The 19,599-nt window shown below is 69.1% G+C and carries 20 protein-coding genes; 4 read left to right on the top strand and 16 right to left on the bottom strand.

Annotated features, from left to right (window positions below):
* Positions 1-115 precede the first annotated feature (115 nt).
* The 4 genes from mmsB to ACT541_RS18255 form a co-directional block, all read right to left on the bottom strand.
* Positions 116-1,006 (bottom strand): 3-hydroxyisobutyrate dehydrogenase, encoded by an 891-nt coding sequence (mmsB, locus tag ACT541_RS18270; RefSeq protein ID WP_476138538.1) that lies wholly within the window; start codon positions 1,004-1,006, stop codon positions 116-118.
* 82 nt (positions 1,007-1,088) lie between these two features.
* Complete coding sequence (locus ACT541_RS18265) at positions 1,089-1,559, bottom strand: DUF6163 family protein (RefSeq protein ID WP_476138537.1); 471 nt, start codon at positions 1,557-1,559, stop codon at positions 1,089-1,091.
* Positions 1,560-1,606: 47 nt separating this feature from the next.
* Complete coding sequence (locus ACT541_RS18260; RefSeq protein ID WP_476138536.1) at positions 1,607-2,668, bottom strand: enoyl-CoA hydratase/isomerase family protein; 1,062 nt, start codon at positions 2,666-2,668, stop codon at positions 1,607-1,609.
* 14 nt (positions 2,669-2,682) lie between these two features.
* Positions 2,683-3,837: an acyl-CoA dehydrogenase family protein gene (locus ACT541_RS18255; RefSeq protein ID WP_476138535.1), complete on the bottom strand. Its 1,155-nt coding sequence runs from the start codon at positions 3,835-3,837 to the stop codon at positions 2,683-2,685.
* Between the two features lie 205 nt (positions 3,838-4,042).
* On the opposite strand from ACT541_RS18255, the gene ACT541_RS18250 reads away from it, so the two are divergent.
* Both ACT541_RS18250 and ACT541_RS18245 read left to right on the top strand, forming a co-directional pair.
* Positions 4,043-4,534: an RDD family protein gene (locus tag ACT541_RS18250; RefSeq protein WP_476138534.1), complete on the top strand. Its 492-nt coding sequence runs from the start codon at positions 4,043-4,045 to the stop codon at positions 4,532-4,534.
* A gap of 193 nt (positions 4,535-4,727) precedes the next feature.
* The gene (locus ACT541_RS18245) at positions 4,728-5,489 is read left to right on the top strand and encodes an arginyltransferase (protein ID WP_476138533.1); all 762 of its coding nucleotides are present in this window, start codon (positions 4,728-4,730) and stop codon (positions 5,487-5,489) included.
* Positions 5,490-5,679: 190 nt separating this feature from the next.
* On the opposite strand, the gene ACT541_RS18240 is transcribed toward ACT541_RS18245, so the two are convergent.
* The 3 genes from ACT541_RS18240 to parC all read right to left on the bottom strand — a co-directional run bounded on the left by ACT541_RS18240 (position 5,680) and on the right by parC (position 9,401).
* Positions 5,680-6,096: a hypothetical protein gene (locus tag ACT541_RS18240; protein ID WP_476138532.1), complete on the bottom strand. Its 417-nt coding sequence runs from the start codon at positions 6,094-6,096 to the stop codon at positions 5,680-5,682.
* Between the two features lie 293 nt (positions 6,097-6,389).
* Complete coding sequence (locus ACT541_RS18235; RefSeq protein ID WP_476138531.1) at positions 6,390-6,905, bottom strand: peptidoglycan-binding domain-containing protein; 516 nt, start codon at positions 6,903-6,905, stop codon at positions 6,390-6,392.
* A gap of 210 nt (positions 6,906-7,115) precedes the next feature.
* Entirely contained in the window at positions 7,116-9,401 is a 2,286-nt protein-coding gene (gene parC, locus ACT541_RS18230) for a DNA topoisomerase IV subunit A (protein ID WP_476138530.1), read from the bottom strand.
* 200 nt (positions 9,402-9,601) lie between these two features.
* Between parC and ACT541_RS18225 the strand changes: the two genes are divergently transcribed.
* Entirely contained in the window at positions 9,602-11,296 is a 1,695-nt protein-coding gene (locus ACT541_RS18225) for a putative transporter (protein ID WP_476138529.1), read from the top strand.
* Between the two features lie 152 nt (positions 11,297-11,448).
* Positions 11,449-13,635, top strand: a complete 2,187-nt coding sequence (locus tag ACT541_RS18220) for a putative bifunctional diguanylate cyclase/phosphodiesterase (RefSeq protein ID WP_476138528.1) — start codon at positions 11,449-11,451, stop codon at positions 13,633-13,635.
* A gap of 8 nt (positions 13,636-13,643) precedes the next feature.
* On the opposite strand, the gene recO is transcribed toward ACT541_RS18220, so the two are convergent.
* The 9 genes from recO to pyrE form a co-directional block, all read right to left on the bottom strand.
* Positions 13,644-14,402 carry a DNA repair protein RecO gene (gene recO / locus ACT541_RS18215; protein ID WP_476138527.1) on the bottom strand — a complete coding sequence of 253 codons (759 nt, stop codon included), beginning with the start codon at positions 14,400-14,402 and terminating at the stop codon, positions 13,644-13,646.
* 67 nt (positions 14,403-14,469) lie between these two features.
* Positions 14,470-15,396, bottom strand: a complete 927-nt coding sequence (era, locus tag ACT541_RS18210) for a GTPase Era (RefSeq protein WP_476138526.1) — start codon at positions 15,394-15,396, stop codon at positions 14,470-14,472.
* Positions 15,383-16,093, bottom strand: coding sequence for a ribonuclease III (gene rnc, locus ACT541_RS18205; RefSeq protein WP_476138525.1), 711 nt, complete (start codon positions 16,091-16,093; stop codon positions 15,383-15,385). Before rnc ends, era begins: the two co-directional genes overlap by 14 nt.
* On the bottom strand, positions 16,093-16,848 hold the full coding sequence (gene lepB, locus ACT541_RS18200) for a signal peptidase I (RefSeq protein WP_476138524.1): 756 nt from the start codon (positions 16,846-16,848) through the stop codon (positions 16,093-16,095). Before lepB ends, rnc begins: the two co-directional genes overlap by 1 nt.
* A 60-nt stretch (positions 16,849-16,908) precedes the next feature.
* Positions 16,909-17,358, bottom strand: coding sequence for a holo-ACP synthase (gene acpS / locus ACT541_RS18195; RefSeq protein WP_476138523.1), 450 nt, complete (start codon positions 17,356-17,358; stop codon positions 16,909-16,911).
* Positions 17,359-17,368: 10 nt separating this feature from the next.
* Complete coding sequence (locus ACT541_RS18190; protein ID WP_476138522.1) at positions 17,369-18,127, bottom strand: pyridoxine 5'-phosphate synthase; 759 nt, start codon at positions 18,125-18,127, stop codon at positions 17,369-17,371.
* Between the two features lie 93 nt (positions 18,128-18,220).
* The gene (locus ACT541_RS18185) at positions 18,221-18,574 is read right to left on the bottom strand and encodes a HepT-like ribonuclease domain-containing protein (RefSeq protein ID WP_476138521.1); all 354 of its coding nucleotides are present in this window, start codon (positions 18,572-18,574) and stop codon (positions 18,221-18,223) included.
* On the bottom strand, positions 18,564-18,860 hold the full coding sequence (locus tag ACT541_RS18180) for a nucleotidyltransferase family protein (protein WP_476138520.1): 297 nt from the start codon (positions 18,858-18,860) through the stop codon (positions 18,564-18,566). The genes ACT541_RS18185 and ACT541_RS18180 overlap by 11 nt, the downstream gene beginning before the upstream one ends.
* Positions 18,861-18,919: 59 nt before the next feature.
* Positions 18,920-19,498: an orotate phosphoribosyltransferase gene (gene pyrE, locus ACT541_RS18175; RefSeq protein WP_476138604.1), complete on the bottom strand. Its 579-nt coding sequence runs from the start codon at positions 19,496-19,498 to the stop codon at positions 18,920-18,922.
* Positions 19,499-19,599: the final 101 nt, after the last annotated feature.

The raw sequence follows: 19,599 nt of genomic DNA, 5'->3' as shown, positions 1-19,599 counted from the left end.
CGCCGCGAATCGAGATTCGGGCGCGCCGTTTTTGTTTCCGCCGCATGGCCGGTAGCACGATCGGAGCCCGCTGTTAACCCGGGCAATCCGGCTTATTCGCCGCCCATTGGTCCATTCACCGGGTGCCGCGCAGAAATTCCACGATGCCGGAGAAGTCGCGGCCGGCGTTGCCCTGGTCGACGTACAGCCGATAGAGCTGCGCCGCCTCGGCGCCGAGCGGCGTCGCCTGACCGGCGGCGGAGGCGACGTCCTGGGCGAGCTTCAGGTCCTTGAGCATCATCGCCGCGGCGAAGCCGGGGGCATAGCCGCGGTTGGCGGGGCTCGCCGGCACCGGGCCGGGCACCGGGCAGTAGCTGGTCAGCGACCAGCACTGACCCGACGAGGTGGAGGCGATGTCGAACAGTTTCTGCGCCTCGAGGCCGAGCTTCTCGGCGAGCGCGAAGGCTTCGCAGACCGCCACCATCGAGATGCCGAGCACCATGTTGTTGCAGATCTTGGCGGCCTGACCGGCACCCGCGTCGCCGGCATGGACGATGGTCTTGCCCATCGCCTTCAGGATCGGCTCGGCGCGGGCGAAGGCGCCCACCGAACCGCCGACCATGAAGGTCAGGGTTCCGGCCGCGGCACCGCCGACGCCGCCCGACACCGGCGCATCGACCATGTCGAAACCGCGGGCGACGGCGAGGCCGGCGACCTTGCGGGCGCTCTCGACGTGGATGGTCGAGCTGTCGATGAAGAGGCATCCGGCACGGGCATGGGCGAAGACGCCCTCCTCCTCGCCGTAGACGGCCTCGACGTGGCGGCCCTCCGGCAGCATCGACACCACCACCTCGGCCTCGGCGACGGCACCGGCGAGCGACTCGCCCGCCTTGCCGCCGGCCTCGACGAGCCGGGCGAGCTGGTCGCCCGAGAGGTCGAGACCCGTCACCTCGTGACCGGCGCGGACGAGATTGGTGGCCATCGGCAGACCCATGTTGCCGAGGCCGATGAAGACGATCTTCGCCATGACTTCCTCCCTTGGCGCCTTGGGCGCGTCTTGTCTCGCGCCGCGTCGAGGCGGCGCCGATCGATACGGATGCCGGGCCGGCTCACTCGGGGCGGCGGCGACGGCGCAGCCCTTCCTCGCGGTCGGCGCGTTCCGACAGGAAGAAGAGCAGGAGATAGACGGCGATCGTGCCGAGCTGCAGCATCGTCCACGGCAGATCCCAGTCGAAGATGCCGGCATAGGCGGTGTGGATGATGATCCGCGCGAAGGTCGCCACCAGCCAGGTCGCGGTGCCCCAGGTCGAGCCCAGCCACAGGCCGACCGCGGCGATCGGATCGACCCCGGCGAAGAAGAAGGCGGCGCCCTGACGTGGCAGGATCGCGCGGGTCGTGGTGCCGCCGATCGGCGGGACGATGCCGATCAGCGCCGCCCATTCCCACAACGCCCACAGGAGGTGGCAGACCGAGACGACGCGGAGATAGGCCGTCAGCACGAAGCGCCAGCGCACCGCCGGGCGGTCCTCCACCCAGGCGCGGGTCGATGCCGATGCCGCCGTCGTCTCGATCCGGGCCATGCCTGCCTCTCCTTCACGGACGGACGAGATCGCCGTCCGCATTGCCTTCACGGACCGAAGACGAGATCGCCGTCGGCCGGTACGGTTTCGAAATGCGCCGCGATCGTGGCCGCGTCGAGATCGGCGAGGGTCGCCGGAGCCCACGCGGCCGCGTTGTCGCGATCGATCAGCACCGACCGCACGCCCTCGTAGAAGTCGTGGCCTTCGAGGATGTGCGAGACGATGCGATATTCGATGCGCATGCACTCTTCGAAGGAGAGAGAACCGCCGATCCGCACCTGGTGCAAGGCGATCGCCACCGAGGTCGGGGATTTCGCGGAAATCAGCGCCGCGGTCTCCCGCGCCCAGGCGGCGTTCGCGCCGGTCTCGGCGGAAAGCCCCGCGAGAATCGCCTTCGCGTCGTCGCCGGCGAAGAGCCGGTCGATGTCGGCGCGCAGCGGGCCGAGCGGCGCCTCGCCGGGGTCGGTGTCGAAGGCGTCGAGCACCGCCTGCGGATGATCGGCGGCCGAGAGCGCCTCGGTCAGCTCGGCGAAGCGCGCGGTCGGCACGGTGTGGGAGAGGAAGCCGACATGGCGGCAGTCGGCCCATTTGATCCGCGCGCCCGACATGGCGAGATAGGCGCCGGTGCCACCCGGAAAGCGGGAGAGCATGTGCGTGCCGCCGACGTCCGGAAAGAAGCCGATCGACACTTCCGGCATGGCGAAGAGCGTCTTCTCCGAGCCGACGCGGAAGGGCGCATGGGCCGAGAGCCCGACGCCGCCGCCCATGCAGATGCCGTCGATCAGCGAGGTGAAGGGCTTGGGGTAGCGATGGATCTGCCGGTTCAGGCGATATTCGTCGCGGAAGAAGTCGGTCAGCCCCTTCTCGCCGGCGCGGCCCATGTCGTGGATGCGGCGGATGTCGCCGCCGGCGCAGAAGGCCTTCTCCGAGGTCGAGGCGAGGACGACGTGGGCGACGCGCGCATCCCCCGCCCAGTCGTCGAGCTGGGCGGCGATCGCCGTCACCATCGGCAGGGTGAGGGCGTTGAGCGCCTTGGGACGATCGAGCAGGATCACGCCGGCGCGGCCGCGGAGCTCGAAACGGACGTCGTCGATGGAATGGTCGGACATCGCGGGGGCGTTCCTCACTCGTCGATCAGCATGCGGGAGACGATCAGGCGCATGACCTCGTTGGTGCCCTCGAGGATGCGGTGGACGCGGGTGTCGCGCGCGAAGCGCTCGATCTCGTAGTCGGCGAGATAGCCGTAGCCGCCGTGGAGCTGCAAGGCTTCGTCGACGATCTTCCAGCCGGTGTCGGTGGCGAAACGCTTGGCCATGGCGCAGGCGTTGGTCACCGCCGGATCGGCTTTCTTCGGGTCCTTGCCGTCGAGCATCCAGGCGGCGCGATGGAGCATCAGACGGGCGGCCTCGAGCTCCGTCGCCATGTCGGCGAGGCGGAAGCGCAGGGCCTGGAAGTCGGAGAGCGGCTTACCGAACTGGCGGCGCTCCTTGACGTAGGCGACCGACCGGTCGAGGCACTCGGCCGCGGCGCCGAGCGAGCAGGCGGCGATGTTGAGGCGGCCGCCGTCGAGCCCGGCCATGGCGATGGCGAAGCCCTCGCCCTCGGCGCCGATGCGGTTCGAAACCGGCACGCGACAGTTCTCGAAGATCACGGCCGACGTCGGCTGGCTCTTCCAGCCCATCTTCTTCTCCTGCGCGCCGAAGGAGAGGCCGGGCGTGCCCTTCTCGACGACGATCGCCGAGATGCCCTTGGGCCCGGGACCGCCGGTGCGGGCCATGACGACGTAGAGATCGGAGACCGAGCCGCCGGAGATGAAGGCCTTGGAGCCGTCGAGCACGTAGGTGTCGCCGTCGCGTACCGCCCTGGTCGTCAGGCTGGCGGCATCCGATCCGGCGTTGGGCTCGGTCAGGCAGTAGCTGGCGACGAGCTCCATCGTGGCGAGACGGGGGAGCCACTTCTCGCGGTTCTCGGCGCTGCCCCACTTGTCGATCATCCAGGCGGCCATGTTGTGGATCGACAGGAAGGCCGAGGTGGAGGTGCAGCCGCGCGACAGTTCCTCGAAGATCACCGCGGCGTCGAGCCGGCCGAGGCCGGAGCCGCCGACGTCGTCGCCGACGTAGATGGCGCCGAGGCCGAGGGCCGCGGCGGCGCGCAGCGTCTCGATCGGAAAGATCGAGCCTTCGTCCCACTCCCGCGCATGGGGCGCGAACTCGGCACGGGCGAAGGCCGCGGCCATGTCGCGGAAGGCGCGGGTTTCCTCGGAAAAGGCGAAGTCCATGGCGTTTCTCCCGCGCGCCGGCGGTGGCGCCTCTCGGGGGCTGCCTTCGAACGCCGGCGTCTGTCTCGCCCCCAAGCGTTAGTGAGCATATCCGCACGGGTCAATCGCAGGACGGGTGGGTAGCCATGAGGATTTTCGCACGCCCCTTGTGGCGGGCCGCGACACCCCCCATCTTCGGCGACGTCGCCCGAACGAGGCCCGAGCCATGCAGCCGATCCGCGAAGTCAACATCCGCCACCTGTTCGATCCGGCGCTCGAGCCCGATCTGTTCCAGGACGTCCTGCGTCGTCGCGCGATCGCCTATCTGTTCGATCTCTTCGCGATCTGCCTGCTCACCGGCCTCGCCTGGATCGTCGTCGCCTTCCTCGGGCTCGCGACCTTCGGGCTCGCCTGGCTGCTCTACCCGGCGATCTTTCCGGTGGTCGGCGTGCTCTACACGATCTCCTCGCTCGGCGGGCCGACCAGCGCCACGCCCGGCATGCGCGCCATGGGTCTCGCCATGCGCCACGCCGACGGCCGCCGCCCCGACACGCTGACGGCGCTGATGCACGTGGTGATCTTCTACGCGCTCTCGGTCACGCTGACGCCGCTCGTCCATCTCGTCGGCCTCTTCACCGAACGCCGCCAGCTGATCCAGGATCTGGTGATCGGCGTGCTGGTGATGGACGCCCGCGTGCTCTACTTCACCGGCCGCTGAGGCCACCTCTCCCGCCGCCGCCGATTGCACGGCGAACGGGCATCCGCCCTCTTCTCGGCGGCGGGTCGGCGCGCTATCGTTTCACGGGGACGGCCTCGACGGGTTCGAGGCGTGGGACGCGCGGGCGATCGTCGGCGCGCCCCGACAGGCAGGGCATCGCGGGGCTTCCCCGCGGTTCGAACCGGGAGGCGAGATGACGCAGCATCCGCTCGATGCACCGCAGTTCTATCTGACGGCGCCGGCGCCCTGCCCCTATCTGCCCGACCGGTTGGAACGCAAGGTCTTCACCCACCTCGTCGGCCTGCGTGCTCCCGGGCTCAACGACGTGCTGACGCAGGGTGGCTTCCGCCGCTCGCAGAACATCGCCTATCGCCCGGCCTGCGACGGCTGCCGGGCCTGCGTCTCGGTGCGCATCGACGTCGAGAAGTTCCTGTGGACCCGCGGCTTCCGCCGGGCGCTCAAGACCAATGCCGACCTGATCGGCTCGGAACAGGGGGCGCTGCCCTCGTCCGAGCAGTATGCCCTCTTCCGCGACTATCTCGACGCCCGCCACGCCGACGGCGGCATGGTCGACATGACGGTGATCGACTTCTCGATGATGATCGAGGACACCCACGTCGACACGATGGTGGTCGAGTACCGCCGCCACGGACCGGACACGGCGATCACCGGACGCGGTCAGGGACCGCTCGTCGCCGTGGCGCTGACCGACGTGCTCGCCGACGGGCTGTCGATGGTCTACTCGTTCTACGACCCGGCGCTCGAGGCGCGCGGGCTCGGCACCTTCATGATCCTCGACCACGTCAAGCGGGCGGCGAAGCGCGGTCTGCCGTGGGTCTATCTCGGCTACTGGGTCGATGGCTCGCGCAAGATGGACTACAAGCGCCGCTACCTGCCGCAGGAACACCTCGGCCCCGACGGCTGGGAACGCCACGAGGCGCCGCCGGAGCGGTGAGGCGCCGGGCGAGCCGGTGCGTGGCGACTTCGGTGCGCAATGCCGAGACGCGGGTCTGCGACCCGCTCCTCAGCATGAGGCGTATGTGCTTGTCTCGAAAATGAAAAACGCCTCATGCTGAGGAGCGGACCAGAGGTCCGCGTCTCGAAGCATCGCGCACGGCATCCGACGCGGGAACGGCCGAACGCCTTCAGCGGCTGCCGCCGGGCAGGAAGCGGCCGATCAGACCGTCGCGGAACCAGTCGGCGACTCCGGGGCGGCGACGCGGCGGGACGGGCTGGAGGCGGGCGGCGTATTCGCGCCGGAGATCGGCGGGAACCGCGGCGCATTCGAACTGGATCATCGCATCGACGTCGCCGCGGGCGACGAACTTGCGGCCACCGCGCAGCAGCACCACGAAGAGGCGCTTGTCGCGCTCGCCGGCACGAGCCGCGTCGCGGCCGCCGTCGCCGGCCTCGGCCGCACCGACCACTTCGCTCTCGAGGAACAGGTCCTCGACCTGGCCGTCGGCGGAGCGCAGGCGCAGGAAGGCCCGACCCGCATCCGAATAACGGATCCGCGTCGTCTCGCGTTCGAAGTCGCCGGAAAGAATCTCGATCGTCGCCATCGGACCAGCCCCCCACGCCCGGAATTCACCGGTCGCGTCCGTACTCGGCAATCGACGCCCCCACCCCGAGCGTCGGCATCGGGCGAGCCCCCGAAGCCGTCGAAAGATTAGCCATAGGTCGAAGGCGGCGCAAGCCCGCGCAGAACACGTGCATCGCTACCGAAGGGTGTTTTCCACCTCCATGACGCGAGCCCCACGGGCGCCGAGAAATGTCAGGGAATCCGCGGCGAAAACGCAAGGAGCCGCCCGAAGGCGGCTCCCGATGCGAAAGGTCGGAACGGACGGTCTCCCGATCAGGAGAACCAGCCCTTGACCGTCGACCAGACCGACTTGGACGGCGCCGGTTCGCCGTCCGGGCCGGCGGCCTCGCCGGTCGGGGTCGAGCCGGCCGGGGCCTCCGAGGCGGCGACGGCGGCCGTGGTCACCACGCCGGCGAAGGCCGAGATCTTGGCGAGCGTCGCCGGGCCGGCGAAGCCGTCGGCGTCGAGGCCGTTCTTCTCCTGGAAGGCGACGACGGCCGCCTTGGTGCCGGGGCCGAACTTGCCGTCGGCGCCGATGCCGAGGGCGGTCTGCAGCTTCTTCACCGCCTCGCCCTTGGCGCCCGGTCCGAGCAGGACGAGTTCGGCCAAGCCGATGGCGAGGAACGTGTCGGGACCGGCGATGCCGTCGGCGGCGAGGCCCTTGGCGGCCTGGAACTCCTTCAGCGCCTTCTCGGTACCGGGACCGAATTCGCCGTCGGCGGTGACGCCGAGCTTGGCCTGGAGGATCTTCACCGGCTCGCCGGAAACGCCCTTGCGCAGATAAGACATGTGCTCATACCCCTGTTCGATGCGCCGTTCACGGCGTCGTTTCGAAACTCCGTCGCGTCGTCGGCGATCCACCCGACCGACGTCCGGCGACGCGCCATCTTATCGCAACGTCTTGTGACCACCAGACGTCGCGTCACCATCCTCGTTCTTTTTCGGAAACGAGAACTCTTCTGGACGCGGGCGAGACGAAACGCGCGTTCGACCGGTCGATCAGGCGTTGTCGAAGCGGTTGGTCTTGGGGAAGCCGGGCGGCGGCAGGCGACCGGCGTCGCCGCGGTTGCCGATCCAGTCGGCGAGCTCGGTCAAGGACCGCACGTACTGCCGGCCGGCGCTGTCGGTCCAGGTGAGACCCTCGCCGCCGGCGAAGCACTTGAGGCTGGCGATGCCGCCGTCCTTGTACTTCTGCAGGCGGACGCCCGAGCCGCGCGTCATCTCCGGCACCTGCTGGAGCGGGAAGACGAGCAGCTTGCGATTGTCGCCGATGACGGCGACGTGGGTCGCGGCCTCGGCCACCTCGACGCAGAGACGCGCCTCGTCGCCGGCGGCGACGTTGAGGATCTGCTTGCCCTTGCGGGTCTGGGCCATGACCTCGCTCTCGGCGATGACGAAGCCGCGGCCGGACTTCGAGGCCATCAGCAGCTTGCGGCCGGGGACGTGGACGAAGACGTCGAGCACGTCCTGATCCTGGTCCATGTCGCACTGCAGGCGGATCGGCTCGCCGTGGCCGCGGCCGCCGGGCAGTTTCGAGGCGTCGAGCGTGAAGAAGCGGCCGCCGGTCGAGAAGACGATCAGCTTGTCGGTGGTCTCGGCCTTGAAGGCGATGCGCAGCTTGTCGCCCTGCTTGAACTCGAGCCGCGTGAGGTCGTCGATGTGGCCCTTGAGGGTGCGCACCCAGCCCTTCTCGGAGACGACGACGGTGATCGGCTCGCGCTCGATCATCGCCATCTCTACCGCCGCGGTGTCGTGCTCGGGGGCGTCGGCGAAGGTGGTGCGGCGCTTGCCGAGCGCGGTCTCGGGGCCGTATTTGGCGGCGATGCGGCGGATGCCCATCGCCACGATCTTCCACTGCTTGTCGTCGGAGGCGAGCAGCGCGCGGATCTGCTCGGCTTCCTTGGTCAGCGCCTCGTGCTCCTTGCGGATCTCGAATTCCTCGAGCTTGCGCAGGTTCTTCAGGCGCATGTCGAGGATCGCCTGGGCCTGCACGTCGTTGATGGAGAAGCGCTCCATCATGACCTGCTTGGGCTCGTCCTCGGTGCGGATGATGTGGATGACCTCGTCGAGGTTCAGGTAGGCGACGAGCAGACCGCCGAGGATCTCCAGCCGCTTCTCGATCTGGGCGAGGCGATGCGACGAGCGGCGGACCAGCACGTCCTTCTGGTGGTCGAGCCACTGGACGAGCACGTCCTTCAGCCCGAGCACGTTGGGGATCGTGCCCTGCGACAGCACGTTCATGTTGAGCGAGATGCGGCTCTCGAGCTCGGTGAGCTTGAAGAGGCTCTCCATCAGCAGCTCGGGGTCGACGTTGCGGCTCTTGGGCACCAGGACGATGCGGACGTCCTCGGTGCTCTCGTCGCGCACGTCCTCGAGCAGCGGCACCTTCTTCTCGTTGATGAGGTCGGCGAGCTTCTCGATCAGGCGGCTCTTGGCGACCTGATAGGGGATCTCGGTGACCACCACCTGCCAGGTGCCGCGGCCCTGATCCTCGACCTCCCAGCGGGCACGGACGCGGAAACCGCCGCGGCCGGTGCGATAGCTCTCGAGAATCGAGGACTTCGATTCGACGATGATGCCGCCGGTCGGGAAGTCGGGACCCTGGACCACGTCGACCAGTTCGCGCACGCCGGTCTCGGGGTTCTCGATCAGCTTGAGCGCGGCCTGACAGATCTCGAAGGCGTTGTGCGGCGGGATCGAGGTCGCCATGCCGACGGCGATGCCGTTCGAGCCGTTGGCCAGCAGATTGGGGAAGGCGCCGGGCAGGACCGCGGGCTCTTCTTCCGATCCGTCGTAGTTGGGGCGGAAGTCGACGGCGTCCTCGTCGAGGCCCTCGAGGATCAGCACCGCGACGTCGGTCAGGCGCGCTTCCGTGTAGCGCATGGCCGCCGGGTTGTCGCCGTCGATGTTGCCGAAGTTGCCCTGGCCGTCGACCAGCGGATAGCGCTGGGCGAAGTCCTGCGCCAGACGCACCATGGCGTCGTAGACCGCCTGGTCGCCGTGCGGATGATACTTGCCGATCACGTCGCCGACGACGCGGGCGCATTTCTTGAAGGCGGAGGACGGGTCGAGCCGCAGCTCGCGCATGGCGAAGAGCAGGCGGCGATGGACCGGCTTCAGGCCGTCGCGCACGTCGGGCAGCGCCCGGTGCATGATGGTCGACAGCGCATAGGCGAGGTAGCGCTCTTCGAGCGCCTCGCGCAGGTTGACCGGCAGCACCTCGCCGCCCGGTCCCGGTCCGTCATCGTCGCCATCGCCCGAGGGCGGAATCACGCGCTTTCCCATGGGAGGAGCTAGCCCGAAGGGAGGTGAAGGGGCAAGCCTCGTTCTCGATTTTCCCCATTTCGCACGGCCGGGCGCTCCGCACGAACACCGATGGCAGCCTCCCCACTGGAAGGATGAGAGACGAACGTCGATAACCAGCGGGTAGAATGTCGATCGAGCGGGCCTCGAATCGCCGCCCGCCGGTCGAGGGGGGCAGAGCAATGGTCTTCGAGTTCGTCGCCGCGATGCCGGCCGTCGCCAAGGCGGTCCTGGCGTTGTCCATCATCGGCACCGCCGGTCTCTTCATCGGACGACTGAACTTCCGCGGGGCCGGTCTCGGCATCGGCGGCGTGCTCTTCGCCGGCCTCGTGGTCGGCGACGTGTTCAAGCGCTTCGGCCTCCATCTCGAGGCGGAAGTGCTGGATTTCGTCCGCGAATTCGGCCTGATCCTGTTCGTCTACACGATCGGCATCCAGGTCGGTCCGGGCTTCTTCACCGCGCTGAAGAAGTCGGGCCTCAAGCTCAACCTGATCGCCGCCTCGATCGTCGTGCTCGGTGCCGCCACCGCCTCGGTGATCCACGTCGTCGGCGGCGTGCCGCTGCCGGCGATCCTCGGCATCATGTCGGGCGCCGTCACCAACACGCCGTCGCTCGGCGCCGGCCAGCAGGTGCTGGCGGAAATGGGCATGTCGACCAAGGACGTCGGCATGCTCGGGCTCGGCTATGCGGTGGCCTATCCCTTCGGCATCGTCGGCATCCTGATCACCATGGTGACGGTGCGCGCCGTCTTCCGCATCGACCCCGACCGCGCCGCGGCCGAGTTCGACGCGCGGCGCAAGGAGGAGGTCGCCGAGATCGAGACGCTCGACGTCGTCGTCACCAAGCCCGATCTCGCCGGCCACACGCTGGTGCAGCTGCCCGGGCTCGAGAGCGGTGCGGTCGTCGCCTCGCGGCTGCTGCGCGGCGGCCATCTCCGGGTGCCGCACGACACGACCTGGGTCGAGATCGGCGACGTGCTCCATCTCGTCGGCCCGCGCGAGAAGCTCGGCGCGGTGGCGCAAGCGATCGGCGAGGTCCACGACACGCCGCTCACCACCAAGGGCACCGAACTGACCTGGGAGCGCATCGTCGTCACCTCCGACCACGTGCTCGGCCATTCGATTGCCGCACTGAACCTCGAAGGCCGTTTCGACGTGCGCATCTCGCGCGTCGTGCGCACCGGCGTCGAGCTGGTCGCCCCGCCGGCGCTCCGGCTCGAGTTCGGCGACATCCTCAACGTCATCGGCCGGCGCGAGGACCTCGAGAAGGTCGCCGGCTTCGTCGGCAATTCCGAGCAGCGGCTGAAGGAATTCGACCCGATCCCGATGTTCATCGGCATCGCGCTGGGCATCGCGCTCGGCTCGATCGACCTGTCCTTCGGCACGCTGTCGAGCGTGCCGGTGAAGCTCGGCATGGCCGGCGGCCCGCTGCTCGCGGCGATCATCCTGTCGCGCATCGGCCACGTCGGCCATCTCGTGTGGTTCATGCCGCCGATCGCCAACCACGCGCTGCGCGAGCTCGGCATCGTGCTGTTCCTCGCCGTCGTCGGCTTCAAGTCGGGGGCGAACTTCCTCGACACGCTGATCCACGGCGACGGCTTCGCCTGGGTCGGCTGGGGCGCGGTGATCACACTGGTGCCGCTGCTGATCGTCGGCTTCGTCGCCAAGGCGATCCTGAAGGTCGACTATCTGACGCTGTGCGGCCTGCTCTCCGGCTCGATGACCGATCCGCCGGCGCTCGCCTTCGCCAACGCCATGGCGCGGAATTCGGAGGCGCAGTCGCTCGCCTATGCCACGGTCTATCCGCTGGTGATGGGCCTCCGGATCCTGTCGCCGCAGATCATGGCGCTGATCCTCGTCGGCATGGGCGTACCCTGACACCACTTTCGTACTTTCGACCCCCATTTCGCACATCGAGGGCGCCTTCGGGCGCCCTTTTCGTCTTCGACCGACGTCGTACGGCGTGATGCCGATTGGCGCGACGCGACTTCGTAGGCATGCTCGACGAAACAGAGATTCGCACGCGAGGCATGATGGATCCCGTTTCCGCCCCGGTCCCGATCGCCGATCCGATCGCGGCCCCGTCGATGGATGATCTCGGGACGCCGCTGTGGATCTACGACTTCGACGGGGCGCGGGTGATCTGGGCCAACGCCGCCGGTCTGCAGCTGTGGCGGGCGGCGAGTTGCGCGGCGCTGGCGGCACGCGATCTGCGCGCCGACATGACGCCGTCGATCGAGGCGCGCCTGCTGCAGTTCCGCGACGACTTCCTGCGCGGCGCCGGACGCCAGTCGGAAACCTGGACGCTCTATCCCGGCGGACGGCCGACGACGCTGCGCGTCGTCTTCTCCGGCATCCGCCTCGCCGACGGCCGCATGGCGATGCTGTGCGAGGGGCGGGCGGAACTCTCCGAGACGCCGGAGCGCATCCGTTCGGCCGAAGCGCTGCTGCACACGCCGGTGATGATCTCGCTGCACGATCCGAGCGGCCTGCCGCTCTATCGCAATCCCGCCGCACGACAGGCGCGGGCGAGCACCGAGAGCCGCTTCGCCGAACGGTTCGTCGACCCGGCCGACCATGCCGCGCTGACGAGCGACGTCGCCACGCACGGCCACGGCGTGATCGTGGCCAGGGTCGCGACCGCAGCCGGCACCCGCTGGCACGAGATCTCGGCCCGGATCTGCCACGACGCGGTCGACGGTGCGCCCGCCCTGCTCGTCACCGAGACCGACGTCACCGCCCACAAGACCGCCGAGATCCGCATCCGCTATCTCGCCGAACACGACACGCTGACCGGCCTGCCCAACCGCTCGGGCCTGCGCGACGAACTCTCCCGTCGGATCGTCACCGCCGAGGGACGTCCCGACTCGCTCGCCGTGCTCTTCGTCGATCTCGACCGCTTCAAGACGATCAACGATTCGCTCGGCCATTCGACCGGCGACGGCATCCTGGTCCTGGCGGCGGAACGGCTGATCGACGCCGTCGGCACCCGCGGCTTCGTGGCGCGGTTCGGCGGCGACGAGTTCCTCGTCGGTCTCGATCTCGGCGGCAACGAGACGGTGGCGGGCGAGACGGCCGACCGCATCCTCGTCGCCCTCGAACGTCCGATGCGGGTCGGGTCGCGGGAACTCGCGGTCTCGGCCTCGATCGGCATCGCCGTCCATCCGCGCGACGGCGCCGACGTCGACACGCTGGTGCGCCATGCCGACGTCGCCATGTATGCCGCCAAGGAACACGGCGCCGGGCGCTGGGCGGTCTTCGATCCGTCGATGATGGTCGACGTCGAGCATCTGCTGCACTACGAGACGCAGCTTCGGCGGGCGCTCGATCACGGCGAGTTCGAAGTGTGGTGGCAGCCGCGGGTGTCGATCGCCACCGGCCGCATCGCCGGCGCCGAGGCGCTGCTGCGCTGGCATCATCCGACCCAGGGGCTGGTGATGCCGGGCGCCTTCATTCCCGTCGCCGAGCGGACCGGGCTGATCGACAAGATCGGCGCCTGCGTGCTGCGCGAGGCGGCGTTGCAGCAGCGGGCCTGGGCGGATGCCGGCCACGATCTCACCGTCTCGGTCAATCTCTCGGTCCGCCAGTTCCGCGATCCGGCCCTGCCGCGCATGGTCGAGGAGGTGCTGCGCGAGGCCGACTGTTCGGCCAAACGGCTGCAGCTCGAGATCACCGAGTCGCTGCTGATCGGCGACTGCCGCACCTCGGCCGCCAATCTCGACGCGCTCGCGGCACTCGGCCTGTCGATCGCCATCGACGACTTCGGCACCGGCTATTCCAACCTCGCGACGCTGCAGCGCCACCCGATCGACACGCTGAAGATCGACCGCTCCTTCGTCGCCACGCTGGAGACGCGGCCGGCGCTGGCCGAGCTGATCATCGGCATGTGCCGCCTGCTCGACATGCAGATCGTCGCGGAGGGCGTCGAGACCGAGGAGCAGCTGGCCTGGCTCGAGGCGCGCAACTGCCACGAATACCAGGGCTATCTCTTCAGCCCGGCGATCCCGGCCGACGACTTCGACAATCTGCTGCGCCGTCAGGACGAGCTCCTCGCCGCACCGCGGACCGACGAGGGCCGCTCGCCGCTGTGGGACCTGGTGCCGCTGGTGCGCCGGGAGGGCGATCTCGAATGGCAGGTGCCGGGCGAGGCGCCCAAGGTGCGCCGGCTGGCGATCGCCGGCGCCGTCGAGGCCTTCGTGCGACGCGAACAGCGCTGAACCCGTGATCAGTCCCCGAGGGCACGCCACAGCGCCACGAGGAAGCCGTCGCGGGTGGCGGGCGGGGTGATACCGCGCGTCTCCCAGACGTGGCGGGCGAGGAAGTGGCGGGCGAGTTCGAAGGCGGCGCGCAGCTCGGGCGTCGCCACCTGCCCCCAGGTCGCCGGATCGTCGGCATCGGCGACGGCGAGGAAGCCCGGCAGCGGCAGCAGCCGATCGGCCCAGCGGGCGCCGGCGATGCGCCCGGCGGCACGCCCCGTCCTGGGGCTGACCCAGGCGAGATCGGCGACGTCGGCCCCCTCCCCGGTCAGCGCGCATTCGGAGAGATCGAGGCCGAAGCCGAGCGCCTCGACGATCGCCAGTTCGAAACGCACCACCAGTTCGGCGGCGAGCCGCGGCCGGTCGAAGTGATCGAGGATCACCTCGAAATGCTCGAAGAGCTCGGGATGGGGGTCGCGCTCGGGCAGCAGGCGCAGGTGGGCGGCGAGCGTCTGGACGGCGTTGAGCGCCAGCGGATCGGCCATCAGCCCGGCGGCGCGGGCATCCGTCGATTCCACCGCGAAATGGCCGAGGTGCTCGTCGAGGCGGGCGCGCCAGACGACGTCGAGACGGTTGCCGATCTGGAGGTGGGGCGCGTGGCGCCGCGAGCGGCCGCCCTTGACGACGCCGAGATGGCGGCCGTGGTCGCGGGTCATCAGCTCGACGAGCGCATCCGCCTCGCCCAGCCGCCGCGTCCCCAGAACCCGTCCGACGTCGCTCCACTCCATGGGCGCCCTGCCCTCTCGATGCTGCCGGGCGAAGCCGGAACAGCCGTCGTCCCCGGCCGGGAGCCCGTCACTCCTTCGGCAGTTCCAGGCCCATCTGGCGATAGCGCTCGGGGTCGTCGGACCAGTTCTCGCGCACCTTGACGAAGAGGAAGAGGTGGATCTTCTGTTCCGCCGCGTCCTCGATGTCCTTGCGTGCCGCCATGGAGACGGCCTTGATCGTCTCGCCCTTGTTGCCGATGACGATGCGCTTCTGGCTCTCGCGAGTGACGAAGATCGTCTGCTCGACGCGGACGGAACCGTCCTTCTGCTCCTTCCAGAGTTCGGTCTCGACCGTGGACTCGTAGGGCAGTTCGTCGTGGACGCGCAGGAACAGCTTCTCGCGGGTGATCTCGGAGGCGAGTTGGCGCATCGGCAGATCGGAGATCTGATCCTCCGGATAGAGCCACGGCCCCTCCGGCATCTCGCCGGCGAGCCAGGCGAGCACGTCGGCGACGTGGTCGCCGGTCAGCGCCGAGACCATGAAGGTGCGCTCGAAGGGGATGCGTTCGTTGAGCGCGGCGGTCAGCGCCAGCAGCGCCTCGCGACGGACCAGATCGACCTTGTTGAGGATCAGCACCTTGCGGTGGTTCATGCCGGCGAGGCGCTCGATCACCGCCTCGGCGGCCTCGTCGAGGCCCTTCTTGGCGTCGATCAGACAGCACACCAGATCGGCGTCGGCGGCGCCGCCCCAGGCGGTCGTGACCATCGCCCGGTCGAGCCGGCGGCGCGGCCGGAAGATGCCGGGCGTGTCGACGAAGATGACCTGGCTCGGCCCCTCGATGGCGATGCCGCGCACCAGCGCGCGCGTCGTCTGCACCTTGTGGGTGACGATCGACACCTTGGAGCCGACGAGGGAGTTCAACAACGTCGACTTGCCGGCGTTGGGCGCGCCGATCAGTGCGACGAAGCCGGCGCGGGTGGCGGCGACCGGTACGGTCGCATCAGGCTCGGTCATCGCTTTCGTCCTTCCACAATCCCTCGCGCACCAGCACGCGGGCGGCGGCGTTCTGTTCGGCTTCTCGCTTGGACCGGCCGGTGCCGATCAGGCCCTCGACCGGGCCGGTGATGTCGACGGCGATCTCGAAGCGAGGATCGTGGTCGGGTCCCGTACGGGAGACCTGTCGGTAGACCGGCGCCGAGAGGCCGCGGCCCTGCAGCCATTCCTGCAACGTCGTCTTGGCGTCGCGCAAGGGGCCGCGCGCCGCCTTCATCCGCTCGCTCCAGTGCTTCTCGACGAAGGCACGGGAGACGTCGAAGCCCGCGTCGAGATGGATCGCGGCGATCACCGCCTCCATCACGTCGGCGAGGATCGCCGCCTTGGTGCGTCCGCCCGACTGGGCCTCGCCCGAGCCGAGCCGGATCGCCGCGCCGAGACCGAGGTCGCGGGCGACGTCGGCGCAGGTTTCGCGCTTGACCAGCGCGTTGAGGCGGCGGGCGAGTTCGCCCTCCTCCGCGTCGGGGAAGCTCGCATAGACCATCCCGGCCACCGTCAGCGCCAGCACGCGATCACCGAGAAACTCGAGACGCTGATAGCTGTCGCCGGCGATCTGCACGGCGCTGGTGTGGGTCAGGGCCCGGACGAGGAGATCGCGATCGGCGAAGCGGTGGCCGATCTTCTCCTCCACCGCCTCCAGAGAGACGTGCGTCTTCATCACAGCAGTCCGAAGAGGCGCTTCCAACGGACCTCCCACGGCCAGGTCCAGACCTGCCAGGCCTGCGCGCCCTCGTCGATCGAGAAGAACACGATGCGGGCCTTGCCGATCAGGTTCTCGTAGGGCACGTAGCCGACCGCGTCGAGGAAGCGGCTGTCCTGGGAGTTGTCGCGGTTGTCGCCCATCATGAAATAGTGGCCGGAGGGCACGACGTATTCGGGCGTGTTGTTCTGGAAACCGCCGTCCTCGCGCTTGAGGATGGTGTGGGTGACGCCGCCGGGCAGCGTCTCCAGATAGGCGCGGGTCTTGATCTTGACGCCGTAGAAGTCGTTCTCGACGAAGGGCTCGGCCGCCTCGACCTTCACCGGCTCGCCGTTGATGTGGAGCAGGCCCTGCTTCACCTGGATACGGTCGCCGGGCAGGCCGATCACCCGCTTGATGTAGTCGGTGGCGTTGTCCTTGGGCAGCTTGAAGACGACGACGTCGCCGCGCTTGGGCTCGGAGCCCCAGATGCGGCCGGAGAAGTTCAGTCCGTCGAGCGGCCAGGGCAGCGAGAAGCGCGAATAGCCGTAGCTGTACTTGGAGACGAAGAGATAGTCGCCGACCAGCAGCGTCGACTTCATCGATCCCGAGGGGATGTTGAAGGGCTGGAACAGCAGCGTGCGGACGACCAGCGCCAGCAGAAGTGCCTGCACCACCACCTTCACGGTTTCGCCCCAGGAATTCTCCGCCGCCGGCTTGTCGGTCACGCTCATCTCTCTCGTCTTTCCGCGCCGAAGGCGTGATAGCGCGCCGGGGGCCGGCACGCAAATGAATCAACCGGTCGTTCGTCCGCCCGGACCACCGCCCGCACCGGCGGTCGGCCAGTCGCCCGGCGAGGCCGAGATCACCACGAAGGCCTGGGCCAACGGGTGGTCGTCGGTGATGGTGAGGTCGATCCTCGCGACGAATCCGGGCGGCGTCATGGCCGCGAGCCGTTCCGATGCGCGGCCCGAGAGGTTCATGGTGGGCCGGCCCGAGGGTTCGTTGACCACGCCCATCTCGGTCCAGGACACGCCCTGCGCGATGCCGGTGCCGAGCGCCTTGGCGCAGGCCTCCTTGGCGGCGAAGCGCTTGGCGTAGCTCGCCGCGCGGTTCTTGCGGCCGTCCGACTTGCGCCGTTCGACCTCGGTGAAGCAGCGGTTGGTGAAGCGCTCGCCGAAGCGCTCGAGCGAATGTTCGATGCGGCGGATGTCGATCAGGTCCGAACCGATGCCGAGGATCATCCGGCCCTCCTCAGGCTCTTGCGGCGTCCATCAGCCGGCGCATCTCGCGCACCGAGGTCTCGAGGCCGACGAAGATCGCCTCGCCGATCAGGAAGTGGCCGATGTTGAGTTCGCGGATCTCCGGCATGGCGGCGACCGGGGCGACATTGGCATAGGTCAGGCCGTGACCGGCGTGGACCTCGAGGCCGGCCTTCGCGCCGAAGGCGGCGGCGGCGGCGAGGCGCGCCCGTTCCGTCTCGGCTTCGGCCGCGCGGCCCTCGTCGAGCAGGTCGCAGTACTTGCCGGTGTGGAGTTCGACCACCGGTGCGCCCATCTCGACCGCCGCCTCGAGCTGGCGCGGATCGGGCTCGACGAAGAGCGAGACGCGGACGCCGCGATCGCGCAGGCGAGCGATCATCGGCGCCAGATGCGCGCGACCGCCGGCGGCGTCGAGGCCGCCCTCGGTGGTGCGCTCGGCGCGGCGTTCTGGAACGATGCAGGCGGCGTGCGGCCCGTGGCGCAGGGCGATCTCGACCATCTCGTCGGTCGCCGCCATCTCGAGATTGAGCGGCAGGGCGATCTCGGCCATCAGCCGCTCGATGTCGCTGTCACGGATGTGGCGACGATCCTCGCGCAGGTGCGCGGTGATGCCGTCGGCCCCGGCGGCGGCGGCCAGATGCGCGGCGCGCACCGGATCGGGCAGGAGCCCGCCGCGCGCGTTGCGGATGGTGGCGACGTGATCGATGTTCACCCCGAGACGGAGGGTGGCGGAGGATGCGGACTGCGACATCGACGGCTCCCGGCTCTGATTCACCACCGCCGATCGGAACCCGCGGGTACCGACACATAGGACCGCGCGACGTCGGGAACAAGACGGCGTCGCTCAGGCCTGCCCCGATGAGGCGGCCAACTCGGCTTCGACCGCGGCCCGAAGAATCGGCAGAGCTTCCCGAGCGGTTCGCAGAACCGTGCGCGGCGACACGTTGCCATAGTCATGGCGATAGACGTTGCCGGCACCACGCAGATCGCGCCACGGAATCTCCGGGTGGCGCTCCACCACCTCGACATCGAGCCTTCGTGCCGCTTCGGAGATGATCTCGAGGCAGCGGACGACGGCATAGAAAGTCCGCCTGTCCGCCGCGAGCGCGTCCAACGACACGTTGCTCGTGAACTCCTGCGCCAGACAGATATTGTCGAGCATGTCTTCGAGGGCGGCGAGGCTGCGCTCAGAAAGCATGGACCAGATCCCGCTCGATCGACAGGCGCGGGCGCGGGCGCAACCCCTCCCGATGCACCACATCGACACGGGTCGGAAAAAGCTCGCCGACGAAGTGCTGCAGGCCGACGAACTCCCAGACACCGATCGGCGCCGCGGGATCGAGATCGACGAGGATGTCGACGTCGCTGTCGGCGGTCGCCTCGCCACGCGCGGTCGAGCCGAAGAGCGCGGCGTGGAGGACGCCCCGCTGCATCAGTTCGGCGCGATGTTTCACCAAGATGGCGAGCGCTTCGTCCCGGGTCATGGCCGGATTCGACCATTCTTTCCGGCCGAAATCAAGGCGCGGAGCCGCGCCCGCCCGCCTCAGATGTTGCGGCTGCCGGGCTTCACGGCGGGGAGCGCGGCCAGCTCCGGCGGCAGGGCGTCGGCGGGGTAGGCCGGCACCTCGTATTCGGCCAGCGCCACCAGCGGCACGCCGCAGTCGGCCTTGCCGGCGGACCGGTCGATCAGGCAGGCCACCGCCACCACCTCGGCGCCGATGGCGGTCAGCGCCGCAACGGTCTCGCGCGACGACAGGCCGGTCGTCACGATGTCCTCGATGATGACGACGCGGGCGCCGGGCTTCAGTTCGAAGCGGCGCAGCCGCATCTCGCCGCCCTCGCGCTCGGTCCACACGGCGGGCACGCCGAGGTGACGGGCGGTCTCGTAGGCCGGAATGATGCCGCCCATCGCCGGGCCGACGACGGCGTCGAGCCGGTCGATGCCGGCGGCGCGGATCTTTTCGGCGAGCGCCTTGCAGACGATCTCGGTCTTCTCGGGATACTGGAAGACGCGGGCCTTCTGGATGAAGACCGGCGAGCGCAGACCCGACGACAGGATGAAGTGGCCGGTCAGCAGCGCGCCGCAGGACTTGAACACGTCGAGGACTTCGTCGCGGGTCATCATGGATCTCTCGAGGCTGGGAAAGTTTGCCCGTCATCACGCGGGAGCGCGGGCCTGTCAAGGCGAAAGGCCGCACCCCGCCGGGTGGGGACATCCGGAGT

This window comes from Pinisolibacter sp. DMC100, from assembly GCF_056313705.1.
Note: the sequence above shows the minus strand (reverse complement) of the source record. Positions and strands in the feature narration are given on the sequence as shown.